This window comes from Spirochaetota bacterium (assembly GCA_017999915.1).
Lineage (GTDB): Bacteria > Spirochaetota > UBA4802 > UBA4802 > UBA5550 > RBG-16-49-21.
Window position 1 is genome coordinate 184,262 of sequence record JAGNKX010000004.1, and the last position, 14,239, is coordinate 198,500.

The window sequence follows — 14,239 nt, forward strand, 5'->3', positions numbered from 1 at the left end:
TGTCATTGTTATTTTCGATATACCGGCGGTGTCCATTATGTCAATAAGAAATATCAGAGCCCCACCATATGTGGAGGCATGTAAAGTCTCTGGCAGTTTTTACACAACGAATTCACCACGTTATTGGTCATGAACTCGTTTCTCAGTCGTACGATGGGTTCGGCCTTCCATATTTCCGCAAGGGTTGATGATCTTAATGAGCCTAGGACATACTTTTTATCATAATCAAAGCAGCAGGGTACAACGTCGCCGTCCCAGGTTACGGTCATTCTCTCAAAGGGCCAGCGGCACTGTACGGCGCGTCTGTCGAAGGATCGGCTCTGGTCGTTCCTCGAAAATACGTTGATATCCGCGGCGCTGCCGTCCCAGGTGGTAAAACTTTTCGGCAAGAAGGAATCAATGCCCTGTACCGATTCCCAGTACTTTCCGGTGCGCTCGATGCTTTCATGGTTCAAATTGAAATCAACCATTGAGAGGACAACGGTCATAGGCGTTTTGCCTGTAACTTTTTTATTCAAGAATTTCATGAGACGTCCTTTCGATGTCTCGTATGCGTGCTTCATGCCGCGGATGGCATGGAACGATTCATCATCATGGCCGTCCAGAGAAATGTACAGCACCTGAGGCCGCGCCGCTATCAATCTGGCTGCCACCTCGTCGGTCAGCATGATCGGATTGATCGACAGTCCCGTTCGGATATGCCGTTCCTCGGCATAGGCAATGCATTTATCGAACTCAGGGTGCAGCAGGCTTTCACCGAAATGATGGAGCCATAATGTTTCAGCGCCGTTCCCCGCGGGATTGCATCCATGCATCTCATCAATTGTCTTTTTATAGAGAGAATAATCCATGAAGCCGATTTTGCGTGTCATGTTCTTTGTCCTTGGGCACATGACGCATTTCATCACGCAATGGTTGGTCAGTTCGATATTAAAAACATTGAATTCATGGTTCATATTGACGATAAGACTTTATCGTTAAGTAATCCTGTCAATTATTATCCGTAATTTATCAATACAAAAAATTTTTCAGGAAAAATAATGTTATTGCATAATTAATATGCGTTGATCCTTTATTAACATATAAACCGGTATTGCAATGTTATGTTCCTTGCCTCACGGTATAGCATAAAACCTCGTTTTAATCTGTGCATATGAATATTACGGTTGTGACATATATCATAGGCGGCATCGGTCTGTTCATACTCGGCATGATTCTCATGACCGAAGGGATGAAGTCCCTTGCCGGCGATACGTTGCGGAGGACTCTCAGCCGGTTTACCGGTGGCACCGTTTCGTCGATTTTATCCGGCGCCTGTATCACAGCGATGCTCCAATCTTCCCACGCGACGATTATCACGACCATAGGCTTCGTGAGTTCGGGCCTTATCACGTTTCATCAGTCTCTTGGCATCATACTGGGTGCGCACCTGGGCACAACCAGCACCGGATGGATCGTATCGCTCCTCGGCATGAAGCTGAAGCTTGGCATCGTGGCCCTTCCCATCGTCGGATTCGGGGCGATACTGCGCCTTCTCGGCAAAGAGAAAATCGCAATAGCCGGCATGGTGATGGCCGGTTTCGGCCTTATCTTCTTCGGCATCGATGTTCTCCAGGACGGCATGAAAAGTCTCTCCGCGTACATTGATCTGAAAGATTTTGCGGGTACCGGGCTGGGGAACAGATTCCTGCTCGTCGGAGTCGGCATCGTGATGACCATCATCATGCAGGCGTCAAGCGCCGCCGTTGCGACGACCATGGCAGCGCTCAACACCGGCGCCATCGACCTTGCCCAGGGTGCCGCGCTGGTGATCGGGCAGAATATTGGGACAACCATTACAGCCGCAATAGCCGCCATGGGCGCCACCCCCTCGGCCAAGAGAACGGCCATTGCCCACATTCTTTTCAACGTCATTACCGGTATAGTTGCGTTCATCATCCTGCCGTTTTTCATATCGTTCATTCAGTACATAATCCATACTTTCGGCGTCATGGACAACACGATCACCCTCGCCGGTTTCCACAGCGCCTTCAATCTTCTTGGCATATGCATCATACTTCCGTTCCTCGGATTTTTTTCAAGGTTTCTGACAAAGATCATACCTGACCGGGGCCCGTATCTTACGCGTTACCTCGACAACTCCATCCGTAACGTGCCCACCGTTGCCGTTGAAACAGTACGGCGCACCATCATAGATATCACCATTGCCACAATCGATGTCGTGCGGATCATGATCGAGAACGAGAAAATATCACCCGTGGTTAAAAGCAGGCTCCGGGATGTGGGAAAGGCCCTGAACGAGACACGCCGGTTCCTTGCCCAGATCCGTTCCCTCAAGGGCGCGTCCTCCGCGTATGGTTCCCATCTCATGGCCATCATGCACGCCCTAGATCACGTGGATCAGCTCATTATCGCCTGCTGGGAATTCGAAAAGCTCTCCACCATGCACAACGATCACCAGCTCAATCACCTGGCGCTGACTCTCTCCGAAGACGTCGGCCCGGTGCTTGTCATGCTGGAGGGATTAAAAAAAAAGGAATCCGTCGTTGAGATGGAAAAAACATCGCACTACATGAAAGAGCTCAGGGAGAAGCAGCGTGAGGAAATACTGGCACGCACCGCCGCGGGGACCATCGACGCCGACACCGCCATACGCCAGATCGAGGCGATCCGCTGGCTGGACCGGGTTACCTATCGCATTTTTCGCGCACTCTATTATCTCGGCCATTATACCGAAAACGCCGATTCCGTCGATCATTCCGAGTATTCGGATGAACTGTCCCGGAATGCATAGGCAGCGTGAAAATCATGCATCGGCAACATTGAATTCCATGGGACTATCAGCGAGACTGACTATATCTAACAAGGACATATAATGAACCAGGACCAGGTAAAAGAAAAGCTCCTCATGCTTGACAACAAGGTGGAAGACTTCACCGTCATCCTCTCAGGGAAGGAGAGCAAAAAAGTCGACGGACTCTATTATCCCGACAGCAGGGAGATCATCATCCATAACAAGAATTTCAATGATGACAACCAGCTGATCTACACCGCCATTCATGAATTCGCCCATCATCTTCATCATACACGCTCGCCGGTGCCTGTTTCGTCACGGGCCCATACGAACAAATTCTGGGATATTTTTCACAAGCTCCTCTTTCGGGCTGAGGAAAACGGCATTTACAACAATATATTCAGGCAGGACAAGCGGTTCGTTGATCTGTCGAATAATATCAGAACCAAGTACCTTGCCGTGAACGGAAATCTCATGAAAGAGCTCGGGGGCCTCCTTGAGAAAGCCCACGCCCTCTGCGAAGAGCTCAACGTCTCCTATGACGACTATGTTGACCGGGAGCTCCTCCTTCACAGGAACACGGCCAGGCTCCTGATGAAGATCAACACGATGAACATCAACCCGGCGATCGGCTACGAGAACATGAAAACCGTGGCCTCCATCAAGGACGATTACTCGAGGGGCCGCGCGGAGGAGGCCTTTGCCGAAGGGATGTCGCCTGACATGGTCAAGGCCGAATTTTCGTCGCGGGATAAATCCGATAATTCCATCGATGTTCTGCTCCAGGAACGCGACCGCATCGAGCGGTCCATTGACACTCTGACAAAAAAACTGGCAAAGATAGAACGCAGGATCAACGATTTAAAATATGAAGCTCCTTCGCGAGGTAAAAAATGACAAAGACGGCACGTGACAGTAAAACCATTGATAAGATAAAGGAAACGATACTCAACCATGCCATTGATATTATCAATAACGAAGGCTTCCAGCGGATGACGATGAGAAAAATCGCCTCAAAGAACAACATGTCCGCAACGAACCTCTATAACTATTTTTCCAATAAAGATGAAATATACATCAATATTCTGATCAGGGGATTCAGGCTCCTGTATGACAATTTGAAATCCGCATATGATTCCCAGAATGATCCGGTCGAACGTGGTAAAAGCTTTGTGAAGGCGTATCTTACTTTCGGCATACAGAACTATAATTATTACGAGATCATGTTTTCGCCCGCCTTGCCGAAATACAACGATTACATAGGAACGCCGCTTGAGAGCTTAGCCGCCGTTGAGATGGATTATTCACAAAAAATTATTGACCTCTCAGTCTTTGCTATTGTTGAGGTTTTAGGAAAGAAAAAAGCCATCGATCCTGCCGAAACGGAACGCCGTATGATCGAAATATGGAGCATGCTCCATGGCATGATTTCTTTATATAACAGCCGGATGATCGATTATGTTATTAAAAAACCGGTGGACACCTATGAAAATATCGTGGATGATCTTCTAAGTTATATAAAATCTTAAGTTGGATTATAAAAAAATACTTGACTTATAGTTAACAACTGTTATTATTAACATTAGTTAATTTTACGTGAGGTATATATGGCAAAAGTTATCGTTCTCGGTGGCGCCGGCGCTGTCGGTTCAGTGGCTGTCAGGACACTGGCACGGCATAATGAATTTTCCGATGTTGTCATCGGAGATTTCAATATAAGCAGAGCTGAATTGCTGCGGTCAAAGATAGGCTCTCCTAAAATTTCCTGTACCCCTTTCGACGCCCATGATTCGACAAGCATTCACAAAGCCATTGAAGGATGCGATGTCATTTGCAACTGCGTCGGCCCCTTTTATAGTACCGTAATACCGATCCTCACAGCCTCAATTGAAAAAAGGATACCCTATGTCGACGTCTGCGACGATGTGGATGTGACCCTTGATATATTCAAGCTTGACGGCGCGGCCAAGTCAGCCGGTGTCACAGCACTGATCGGGATGGGAAATTCTCCCGGCGTTACCAATATCATAGCCAAGCTTGCCGCTACCGACCTTCTTGATGAAACTGATTCCATAGACATTTTCCACGCCCATGGAGGCGAAAAGGTCGAAGGGGAAGGGGTCATCGCCCATCGGTTTCATTGCATGTCCATCGATATTCCAATGTACCTCGAAGGAGAATTGAAGTATGTGAAATATTTTGAAAAGGACGGTATATCCCTCAGGGAGACCTTTGAATTCCCGGTCCTCGGCAGGGTACCCCTCTATCCCTATCCGCACCCTGAGCAGGTCACCATCCCCAACTATATTAAAACAAAACGGGTGACCAACAAGGGGTCTGTAATTCCTGACGCATATTATGATCTCACCCGCGATCTCTGCGGCCTCGGTCTCGGCAGCAAGGTCCCGCTGACGGTCAACGGCCGAGAGGTGATCCCATACGATTTCGCCGTGGCCTACATACTCCGGGAGCGGGAACGGATACTCAGGGAGCTCAATTTCGGCTCCCAGCGTGGTTGCTGTTCCGTCGTTGTGAAAGGCAGTAAAAACGGCGAATCCAAGGAATACCGGTTCCACATGGCGTCGAGGAGCCAGGCCCTCGGCGAAGGCACCGGCATTCCGGCCGCAATGGGCGCGATCCTGATGCGCCGCGGCAAGGTTGAAGGGAAGGGTGTCATGCCGCCTGAAGCCTGCGTCAATCCTAAAGACCTTCTGGCGCTGATGCCTGAGGTAATGGACCTTGACAAAAACAAGGAAGGCGGTGAATCGTTCGGAGGTTTCATTATTGAAAGCGTTGATAAAAATGGGAAAGTAACAAAAATAAACCTGTAATAACATGCCTTCATCACAAATGAACAGGTTCATCCTTGCCGTTGATCATGGCACGTCAGGGTGCAAGGTGGCTTTATCGACTATCCATGGAAAGATAATAGATTTCGAAAGCCATCCGACGAAGGTTTTCTTTTTGCCGGGCGGCGGCGCCGAGCAGGACCCTGAAGAATGGTGGACGGCATTTTTGACTTCTGCAAAAAGGCTTCTAAGACGCCACAGAAGCAAGGCTAAAAAAATCGACGCCATATGCGTTTCCAGCACATTTTCCAGCACCGTAGCCGTCGGACGCAACGGAATGCATCTTATGAATTCCATCATCTGGATGGATTCACGCGGAGCCGGTTACATTCGAAAAGCAGCTAGCGGATTCCCCACCATACAGGGCTACGGCCTTTCCAAGGTCCTTAAATGGATCAGTATCACCGGCGGCGGTCCGTCCCTGTCCGGCAAGGATGATATCGCCCACCTGCTGCTTATAAAGAATATCTTTCCGGATGTGTATGATAAAACCTGCAAATTCCTGGGGAGCAAAGATTACTTCAACCTTCGGCTTACGGGAGAATGCGTCGCCACCAATGATTCGATCATGCTCTTCTGGCTTACCGACATCCGTGACATCAATAACATCACCTACTCGAAATCATTGATACAGTCTTATGGTATTGACGGCGAAAAACTTCCTCCGCTGGCGAAATCAATTGATGTGATCGGGAAACTGCTTCCCAATGTCGCAAGCGAGCTGGGGTTGCGCGGGGACGTGCTCGTTATAGGCGGCTCCCCTGACCATCAGTCAGCCCTGGTCGGTTCGGGGGCCGTGAGGGATTATGAAGGTCACCTGTACATCGGCACTTCATCATGGGTCGAGTGCCCCGTTCCCTTCAAGAAAACCGATATGTTTCACAGCATAGCGTCCCTGCCATCGGCAATACCGGGCCGTTACCAGTGCATAAACGAGCAGGATATCGCTGGAGGGGCCCTTTCCTTCTTGCTGAACAATATCATTTTTCACAAAAGCGATTTTTACGAAGCTAAACCGCAGAAAAATCCGTACGAGCGCATTGACCGAACCGTTAAAAAAGTCCCTGCCGGCAGCAACGGCATAATATTCACGCCATGGTTGAACGGCGAGAGGACGCCCATTGACAGCACGACACTGCGCGGGATGCTCTACAATATTTCCATTACGAATAATACCGATGATATAGTGCGATCAGTCCTCGAAGGCGTCGCATTCAATACGAAGTGGAGCCTCAAGTATGTTGAAAAATTCATCGGCCGCACAATGGATACCATTAACATCATAGGTGGCGGGGCTCAATCACTTGAATGGTGCCGCATTTTCGCCAATGTGCTTAGAAGGAACATCCGCAGGGTGAAGGATCCCATTCAGGCTAATGCGCGGGGAGCCGCCTACATTGCCTCGGTCGCCCTTGGTCATATCGGCTTCAATGATATCCCTCAATTGATCGAATATGATTCGTGCATCGAGCCTCAGGAAAAACAGGCCGATCTTTATGATGACATTTTCAATGAATTTGTAAACATATATAAAAAGAACAGGGGGATTCTTGAGCGTCTCAACAGGGGCGATAAATCACCGGTTCAGCCTGTCTGAAAATATGAATGACTTGGATTTGATCTCCATGTGAAAATAATGCTCCATGAAAAGAGAAATCGCAAAAAGCAGGTCCAGCAAATCTTTTTCGCTGAATCGGCCATGATCGATGGCGTTGAATTTCTGCGACATGCAGAGGACCATGTATTCTCGCATTGCTCCTGGGAGCACCGTGCTTCCCCGCCAGTGTCCTGACGAAGCGGCACCGAGGCAGGCGCCGCAGACGGGCCTGAGGTCTGTCACATCCATGGCGAATGTCGAAAATTGTTTTGTGCCGCACAGCTTGCAGAAGTCAAGGTCTGATAGTATCCCGTGTAATTGTAACAGATGCAGGATCATGAAAGCGGAAAGATGTGCTGGAAATTCTGTTTTTGATAAAACTTCAATACCGGCCGACAGGAGCTTGAATATCGATTCATCACCCATGTCAAAGCCGCTGGTTTTATCGACGGATTCCAGCAAAAAATACAAGTGCCATATCTTGTTGAGGTCGGCGGTGATGGCTGTGTAATATTTTTCGACCGTGATCTCGTTGACGATACAATAATCACGATCATCGCGTTGATAGTAAACGAGCGTCGACATCGAGCCGGGTTCGGTCGCCGCCAGGGACCTTTTCTTGCTTTTTTTCAGCCCTTTGAAAAGGAACCTGCGTTTTCCGCAATCCCTCGTGTAAAAATTGCATATGATATCCGCCTCTCCTAATGCCTGGGATGAAAGGGCGATGCCAGTTGTCTTTAAGATTTCCATCGGGCCTATTTGGATTTTGAGATGGTCACGGTGATGCGGTTTATGATCGTCCCGGTGATGTCTTTTATGGTGAACTGGATGTCACCGTCCTTGATGGATTCGCCTTTTTCTGGAATTTTTCCAAAAAGATCAAAAACGTATCCGCCCACGGTGTCGAAGCCGTCCTGCGATATGTTTAATCCCAGCTGCTCGTTGAATTCAGCTACGGGCATGCGGGAATCGACCTCGTAGGTGTTCTTTCCCTTCTTTTCGATTTCGGGGAGGTCCACCGTGTCATATTCATCGTTGATCTCGCCGACGATTTCTTCCAGTATATCTTCGAGGGTTACGATGCCGCTGAAGCCGCCATATTCATCGACGACGACGGCAATATGGAGCTTGCGAAGCTTGAATTCCACCAGCAGTTCATCGAGGGTCATCGTCTCGGGAACAAAATATGGCTCGTGCAGTATTTTCTTGAGCTGGAATTTCTTTTTTGATGTTTCGATAAGGAGTTTCAGGAGATCCTTCACGTAGAGTATGCCGACGATGTTGTCGATCGTCTCCTTGTACACGGGCACGCGTGAATGGCCGGCCTTACACATCGTTTTCACCAGCGGCTTCAGGTCCGTTTCAGAATCGATTGCGAAAACATCTACGCGGGGGATCATGATATCACGGGCGTTCAGTACGGGGAGTTTGATTACCCCGCGGATCATGTCTTTTCTTATAATATCCAGATTCTCATAGTCACATGATTCCAGGACATCGTCGTTGTTCTTGGAGAAAGATTTTTTAAGACGATTGAAAAATTTTGTCTTTTTTACGGGGATATTGTCTGAACCAGAATTATCGGATATCATTCTGTTTTGAATATAACCTTCCTAATTTATATACTTTAATTAAAAAGCAGGTGAAATCAATTTTTGTCAACAGTATTTTTCCATAATGCATCTTATGATATGTTGTCTTGATTATCAGATGCTAAATATCAAATATTTGGATATGACATTTATCGTTCTTGTAATATTAAAATTTTAGTTTACATATAAACAGCATTTCATTAAGGAGTATTTCAATAATTGAATTTCAATAACGGGATTACTCACATGAAGAAATTTTTTGATCCAGAACCTTTGATAGTGACTACCGGAGGAGGCGGACCCGGTTTGTTCCATATTACAATACGCAACATGAAAAACGCCATTTCTCTCGGTTCCGACGTGATCCAGGCGGCTGCTGACATTACCAGAGATAAGAAAATTGTCCTTTTTTCAAATATCGTTTTTACAAATAAGGAAATCTCGGGGAAGGGTATCAGGAGCTTTACGCTCGATGAATTAAAGGCGTTGTGCCGCGCGTCAGCCGGCGATAAGCCGGACGACGATATGGACGGATTGTTCCCGGAAATGGATGAGGCCCTGAAAAAAATTAAAAGCCATCGATTCAACCTGCATCTTTCAGGAAGGGACCCGGAACTCATTCATAAATTCTGCGACATCATTACCGACAACAGGGCTCAAGAGCGTGTCCTTGTCTCATCGTTGGCCGGCGGAACCATCAGAAAAATCCGCGGAGTATTTCCCGATATGGCCACCTGCTTCCCTTTTATCAATGCCATCGGTTTTTACGCCCTTCACCGGAGCGGATTACTTTACTTTAAAAGAAATTTCACCCACGATGTGCTGATCATCCCCGAGAGAATTGGCGCATCCTACCTTGCCAATCCCGGGCTTATCAAAGAAGCCAGGTCGAGGGGCATCCGCGTCTATGTGCTTGACGTCATCAAAGAAGAGCAGGTCGGGCGTTTGCATGGCAACGGCGCCGACGGTTTTGTGACCAACTATGCCACGATGGTAAAGCGGGCCATGAAACAACTTGAGGGCCAATCATGATAATTACGGCTGCTGAACCGTTTTACATATATATCATGCTTCTGACCATATTTATTGCCCACGTCCGTCTTCTGGAAAAGAGCCTGGATAGAGTAGGACCCATTCAGTTTTTCATGCATAAGCTTTACGCCGTGATCGAACCTGTCATTTTGAGAATAACCGATTACCTTATTACAAAAAAGCGTATCACGGAAAGCGTTCCCGGCATGGCTCTGCTCCGTTTCATAGCCACGGCAAGCCATTATCTTCCCCATGGGGTGGTCATTACCACCAAAGCCGCCGAACGCTTCATGGATTATATTGAAACCGTCGAGGGCCCGGCCGGCGCGCGAATAGCCGTCGGTCCCTGCGTCTGCCAGCGGTCATTAAACAGGTGGAATGAACCTTCCTGCAAGGATATCGTGATCCTCTATGGCGCCGAGATATACCGCCACCTTAACCTGGGGTACCGCGTCATTACAGCGGCTGAAGCTAAGAATATCGTGCGACAGTGCCGCGATGCTGGCCTTGTCCATAGCATCGATTTCTGTATGCAAACGGGGAAATGGGCTTTTGTCCTGTGCAATTGCGATAGCAAGATATGCGTGCTTACCAGGACATTTATATTGACTGGCAAGTTCATATATGCGGGCCCTGAAATCGTCGCTCTTAAAGCGGATAAATGTCTCGGAGAAAAAAAATGCGGACATTGCATCAGGGTCTGCATGTTCGGCGTCAATTCATCCACGGGGACCAAGCCTTCCGTGGCCTTCGACAGGTGCCTGGGTTGCGGACAATGCAGCCGTGTCTGTAAAGGAAAAGCGCGTTCAATGTCCCCACGATTTGATTACGGACATGAGAGGGTTGTGCCGGCCGAAATCCTGCTCGGACAAGGAACCGGAAAAACTACGGCTTCCGCGCGGAAATAAACGCCCGGGCCGAAATTGCATCAGCCTTCGCGTTGTTCTTATCAAGGTATGTTGCGACGAACAATTCCTTGAAACCCTGATGTTCCTCTTCCGGCAAACGTGATATAAAAGGCACCATGGGGGCAGATTCTAGGTATCCGGACAATTCATTGATATTCTTAAACACATAATTGTGTTCATACCGCTCAACCTCGATGCAGATAAAACCTGTGCCGCTGAGAAGCTCTCTGTTCTCTTCCCGGGTAAGAAATTTCCATGGCCATGTCATGTTCTTATAATAGGACCGGTACCGCTCCACCTGCAGTATTGCGAAGATTGTTTCATACAAGGTATTGGGCTCCTTAAGGCTTGTCTGGACCATGATTCGCCCTCCCGGTTTCAAAGACCTGAATATCAATCGGTACATTTCTTTGAGGTCGTGGATCCAGTGAATGGCCGAATTCGAAAACAATGCGTCGAATTCTTCATTGAAATCGATCTTGAGTGCGTCTCTGTTGACAAGAGTTATATTGGAAATCCCGCGTTGAGCGACGTTATCCTTCGCAATTTCTATCATTTCCAAGGATGCCTCGATGCCGGTCACGTGTCCCCGAGGTACTCTCGATGCAAGCTCAATGGTTAGAAGGCCGTTACCGCACCCCAGGTCCATTATAGTTTCCTGAGACCCGGGATTCAACATTTCTATGGCTTTAATGCCAAGATCATATTGAAGAGAGGAGCTTCCCTGATAAAGTGCAGCATTCCATTTTAATGAAGGTTTTTCCATAAATTGAGATGTTTAAATAGTTTTCATCTTATACTGTATATCATGCTACATTATTGGCCGGCGATTTTAATGCAACAAGTATTTTCTTGACATAATTTTGCTTATGACAACTATTTAGTAAATCACAAAAGATGAACGTTTTAGGAGCCTGATAAATGAAAAAAAGGGTATTGCTGCTCAATCCTCCCTATCCGCTGGAAGAATCTCCGGCGCCGCCCTTCGGACTCATGTCCCTGGGAGCATACCTTCTTGAAAATGGTAGCGATGTAATAATCGAGGATTATATCGTCAATCCCTATTCACGGGACCGTGCCCGTGAAATAGTAAAGCAGTATAAACCCGATGTCATAGGCGCCACCGGCGTGACCATGAATATAAATACCGCCCTGCAGATTCTCAGGGATTACAGCGAAGAATCGCCGGATTCAATCATCGTGATGGGCGGTCCCCATGCCACATTCGACGCGGATAGCCTCCTGGCCGATAATGGCCACGTGGATGTCATTGTACGGGGAGAGGGGGAACTCACCACCACTGAGCTCATGCGAAACCTCGGCGATACCAATGCCTATAAGGGCATCAAGGGACTTTCCTACCGCGATAACAGCTCAATTGTGCACAACGAGACGCGGGATTTTATTCCTGATATCAACATTCTTCCGTACCCCGCGCGTCACCTCATCCAGCTCAGCAAGTACAAGGCGCTGGGCCTTCCTATCAACATGGTGACGTCCCGCGGATGTCCCTTTGAATGCATCTTCTGCGTCGGCTCGAAAATGGTGGGCCGCCGGGTGCGATATTACGACACACAGAGGGTCGTCGATGAGTTCCAGATGCTCGCCGCCATGGGCTTCCGCCAGATCAACATCGTGGACGACCTGTTCACATCCCATAAAAAACGCTGCATCGAGATCTGCGAGGAGATCATAAGGCGGGGGATCAAGCATGAATGGACCGCCTTTGCCAGGGTCGACACTGTCAGCCGGGAGCTACTCGATATCATGAAGGCAGCCGGATGCAACATGCTCTGCTTCGGCATCGAGAGCGGTGTCCAGGAAATACTGGACCGCGTGAAGAAAAAAACGACCCTTGAAAAGATCGAGAAGGCCCTTGCCCTGTGCAAGGATGCGGGAATCGTTCCCATGGCCTCGTACATCATGGGACTTCCCGGCGAGACCCCCGAGACGGTGAAGCAGACCATGGATTTCGCCAAGAGCACCTGCAACAGTTACGGGTTCCACATCCTGGCGCCATTCCCCGGCACGGAGGTGCGCGAAAAGGCCGAAGAATACGGCATGAGGATACTCACCAGCGACTGGGACAAGTACGACGCGAACCAGTCCGTGTGCGAATCGATATATCTTCCCCACCAGGAGGTTGATCGCATCGTCAACGAATTCAACGGCGGTATCAACCGCCTTATCGTCGGCATCCTGAAAAAGCACGAGCGGGGCGAGGAAATTTCAGCAAGCGATCTCGACATGGTCAACGGCATCATGTCCCTCGATTTCAGCTACAAGCTTATCAATGGTAAAATGGTGGAGACCTACTCTGCAAACAGCGCCAACGGATCCGGGCGGAATGGTTTGATCGATTATGTTATCGAGCATTCCGAATTTGAGAGGGATACGGTTATCCGTGAGCTGAACCGCCTGTTCACTATCGGCTGCCTCATAGACCGTTCCACACCGGAGGCAACACATATTTCCTGGGCGTGATCTCCTCCGCATCCGGGAGTTTGCGTCGACCGGGAATTTAATGATGCCACTTTCTCAGGCAAAGCAATTGACTGTTTGCCGAAGGTTAATGAACCCACGCGATGATCGAAGATCATATGAATTCAATTTTCAGCGTCATTGATTGTTATTTAAATAACGGCCTCACCGCATCCAATGACATCCTTGCCTTCGCAGAATCAACCCTGGGAATAGAATCGATCAAAGAACTGTGTCATCTCCTGACGACAGGAGACCCCGATGTTGATGGCCTGACTGACCTTTTATTTTCACCGGATCTTGAATTGGAAACGTCCATTGAGCCCTTTATTCCTGTTGAAGGGCTTGCGCCTGATGAAACGCTGAGTCTTACCGTGAAGATATTGAATAAACACGATACCGTCATGGTGACGCTCGGCGATACCGATGTCGATGTCCCCGTTATGTTAACGGAACCGCTGCTCGATCGTTTTATCGGCAAGCTCAACCTGGATAAAACGATCCGGGCCATGAATACAGGCGATCAACTGTCATTTTTCTCCGAAGAAGACATCATTTCATTTCGTGTGCTTCTGCGCCATTCCCGCTATCGTGCTAACGCGGAACGTGACAGCCTCATCATTTCCCTGCTCGAAGGGTTGGGGAGGATCACTGGAGGAACAAAGCCCGCTATTGTCCATGACTGCCTCTCACACTTGCTGGAGCTATTAAGCGAAACCCCAAATAATAGTGACTTGAGCGCTCGGCTTTCAATGAAGATGCTCAATTACAAGGATATGCTGGAAAAAGCGGCGTTGTTCGATGATTATCTCGAGAAATATACAATGGAGTATCTCATGTCGCAAAAGATTCAACTGCCGACGTTCAATGTCGAGGAAATCAGGAAGAAAATGTATCTCACGGACCTGATCAGCTCAGCCATATTCGGGAACCCGGCCGATCCAGGACGGGAGGAGACTATATTTTACCATGAGTCGGACTGATCT

General features: G+C 48.4%; 13 protein-coding genes. 9 read left to right on the plus strand and 4 right to left on the minus strand.

All coding sequences use genetic code 11. From position 1 onward, the window contains the following. Positions 1-53: 53 nt before the first annotated feature. Positions 54-893, minus strand: a complete 840-nt coding sequence (locus KA369_07895) for an SPASM domain-containing protein (GenBank protein ID MBP7735879.1) — start codon at positions 891-893, stop codon at positions 54-56. 260 nt (positions 894-1,153) lie between these two features. Here KA369_07895 and KA369_07900 point away from each other — a divergent pair, with 260 nt between their 5' ends. The 5 genes from KA369_07900 (at position 1,154) to KA369_07920 (ending at position 7,240) form a co-directional block, all read left to right on the plus strand. After that, a complete protein-coding gene (locus KA369_07900) occupies positions 1,154-2,794 on the plus strand; it encodes a Na/Pi cotransporter family protein (protein ID MBP7735880.1) in 1,641 nt (546 codons plus the stop codon). An 81-nt stretch (positions 2,795-2,875) separates the two neighbouring features. Continuing rightward, positions 2,876-3,691, plus strand: coding sequence for a hypothetical protein (locus KA369_07905; GenBank protein ID MBP7735881.1), 816 nt, complete (start codon positions 2,876-2,878; stop codon positions 3,689-3,691). Then, positions 3,688-4,323 carry a TetR/AcrR family transcriptional regulator gene (locus tag KA369_07910; protein MBP7735882.1) on the plus strand — a complete coding sequence of 212 codons (636 nt, stop codon included), beginning with the start codon at positions 3,688-3,690 and terminating at the stop codon, positions 4,321-4,323. The genes KA369_07905 and KA369_07910 overlap by 4 nt, the downstream gene beginning before the upstream one ends. 78 nt (positions 4,324-4,401) lie before the next feature. Further along, the gene (locus KA369_07915; protein ID MBP7735883.1) at positions 4,402-5,625 is read left to right on the plus strand and encodes a saccharopine dehydrogenase NADP-binding domain-containing protein; all 1,224 of its coding nucleotides are present in this window, start codon (positions 4,402-4,404) and stop codon (positions 5,623-5,625) included. A 19-nt stretch (positions 5,626-5,644) separates the two neighbouring features. Beyond that, positions 5,645-7,240 (plus strand): FGGY-family carbohydrate kinase, encoded by a 1,596-nt coding sequence (locus KA369_07920; protein MBP7735884.1) that lies wholly within the window; start codon positions 5,645-5,647, stop codon positions 7,238-7,240. Here the strand turns inward: KA369_07920 and recO are convergent. Next, positions 7,220-7,990 carry a DNA repair protein RecO gene (recO, locus tag KA369_07925; protein MBP7735885.1) on the minus strand — a complete coding sequence of 257 codons (771 nt, stop codon included), beginning with the start codon at positions 7,988-7,990 and terminating at the stop codon, positions 7,220-7,222. The two genes, KA369_07920 and recO, sit on opposite strands and share 21 nt — an antisense overlap. Positions 7,991-7,995: 5 nt before the next feature. Continuing rightward, positions 7,996-8,688 carry an HlyC/CorC family transporter gene (locus KA369_07930; protein ID MBP7735886.1) on the minus strand — a complete coding sequence of 231 codons (693 nt, stop codon included), beginning with the start codon at positions 8,686-8,688 and terminating at the stop codon, positions 7,996-7,998. Positions 8,689-9,138: 450 nt separating this feature from the next. Between KA369_07930 and KA369_07935 the strand changes: the two genes are divergently transcribed. Continuing rightward, positions 9,139-9,864, plus strand: a complete 726-nt coding sequence (locus tag KA369_07935; protein MBP7735887.1) for a hypothetical protein — start codon at positions 9,139-9,141, stop codon at positions 9,862-9,864. Continuing rightward, entirely contained in the window at positions 9,861-10,772 is a 912-nt protein-coding gene (locus KA369_07940) for a hypothetical protein (protein MBP7735888.1), read from the plus strand. The genes KA369_07935 and KA369_07940 overlap by 4 nt, the downstream gene beginning before the upstream one ends. Here KA369_07940 and KA369_07945 read toward each other — a convergent pair. Next, entirely contained in the window at positions 10,750-11,538 is a 789-nt protein-coding gene (locus tag KA369_07945; protein MBP7735889.1) for a methyltransferase domain-containing protein, read from the minus strand. The two genes, KA369_07940 and KA369_07945, sit on opposite strands and share 23 nt — an antisense overlap. A gap of 155 nt (positions 11,539-11,693) precedes the next feature. Between KA369_07945 and KA369_07950 the strand changes: the two genes are divergently transcribed. Both KA369_07950 and KA369_07955 read left to right on the plus strand, forming a co-directional pair. Continuing rightward, positions 11,694-13,256, plus strand: a complete 1,563-nt coding sequence (locus KA369_07950; protein ID MBP7735890.1) for a radical SAM protein — start codon at positions 11,694-11,696, stop codon at positions 13,254-13,256. Between the two features lie 101 nt (positions 13,257-13,357). Beyond that, the gene (locus tag KA369_07955) at positions 13,358-14,236 is read left to right on the plus strand and encodes a hypothetical protein (GenBank protein ID MBP7735891.1); all 879 of its coding nucleotides are present in this window, start codon (positions 13,358-13,360) and stop codon (positions 14,234-14,236) included. Positions 14,237-14,239 lie beyond the last annotated feature (3 nt).

What these genes read in the sequence shown, in the direction of transcription:
- KA369_07900 (MBP7735880.1), top strand. Translation starts at nt 1,154, where the DNA reads ATGAATATTACGGTTGTGACATATATCATAGGCGGCATCGGTCTGTTC.
- recO (MBP7735885.1), bottom strand. Translation starts at nt 7,990, where the DNA reads ATGGAAATCTTAAAGACAACTGGCATCGCCCTTTCATCCCAGGCATTA.
- KA369_07920 (MBP7735884.1), top strand. Translation starts at nt 5,645, where the DNA reads ATGAACAGGTTCATCCTTGCCGTTGATCATGGCACGTCAGGGTGCAAG.
- KA369_07930 (MBP7735886.1), bottom strand. Translation starts at nt 8,688, where the DNA reads ATGATCCGCGGGGTAATCAAACTCCCCGTACTGAACGCCCGTGATATC.
- KA369_07915 (MBP7735883.1), top strand. Translation starts at nt 4,402, where the DNA reads ATGGCAAAAGTTATCGTTCTCGGTGGCGCCGGCGCTGTCGGTTCAGTG.
- KA369_07950 (MBP7735890.1), top strand. Translation starts at nt 11,694, where the DNA reads ATGAAAAAAAGGGTATTGCTGCTCAATCCTCCCTATCCGCTGGAAGAA.
- KA369_07905 (MBP7735881.1), top strand. Translation starts at nt 2,876, where the DNA reads ATGAACCAGGACCAGGTAAAAGAAAAGCTCCTCATGCTTGACAACAAG.
- KA369_07945 (MBP7735889.1), bottom strand. Translation starts at nt 11,538, where the DNA reads ATGGAAAAACCTTCATTAAAATGGAATGCTGCACTTTATCAGGGAAGC.
- KA369_07955 (MBP7735891.1), top strand. Translation starts at nt 13,358, where the DNA reads ATGATCGAAGATCATATGAATTCAATTTTCAGCGTCATTGATTGTTAT.
- KA369_07895 (MBP7735879.1), bottom strand. Translation starts at nt 893, where the DNA reads ATGTGCCCAAGGACAAAGAACATGACACGCAAAATCGGCTTCATGGAT.
- KA369_07940 (MBP7735888.1), top strand. Translation starts at nt 9,861, where the DNA reads ATGATAATTACGGCTGCTGAACCGTTTTACATATATATCATGCTTCTG.
- KA369_07910 (MBP7735882.1), top strand. Translation starts at nt 3,688, where the DNA reads ATGACAAAGACGGCACGTGACAGTAAAACCATTGATAAGATAAAGGAA.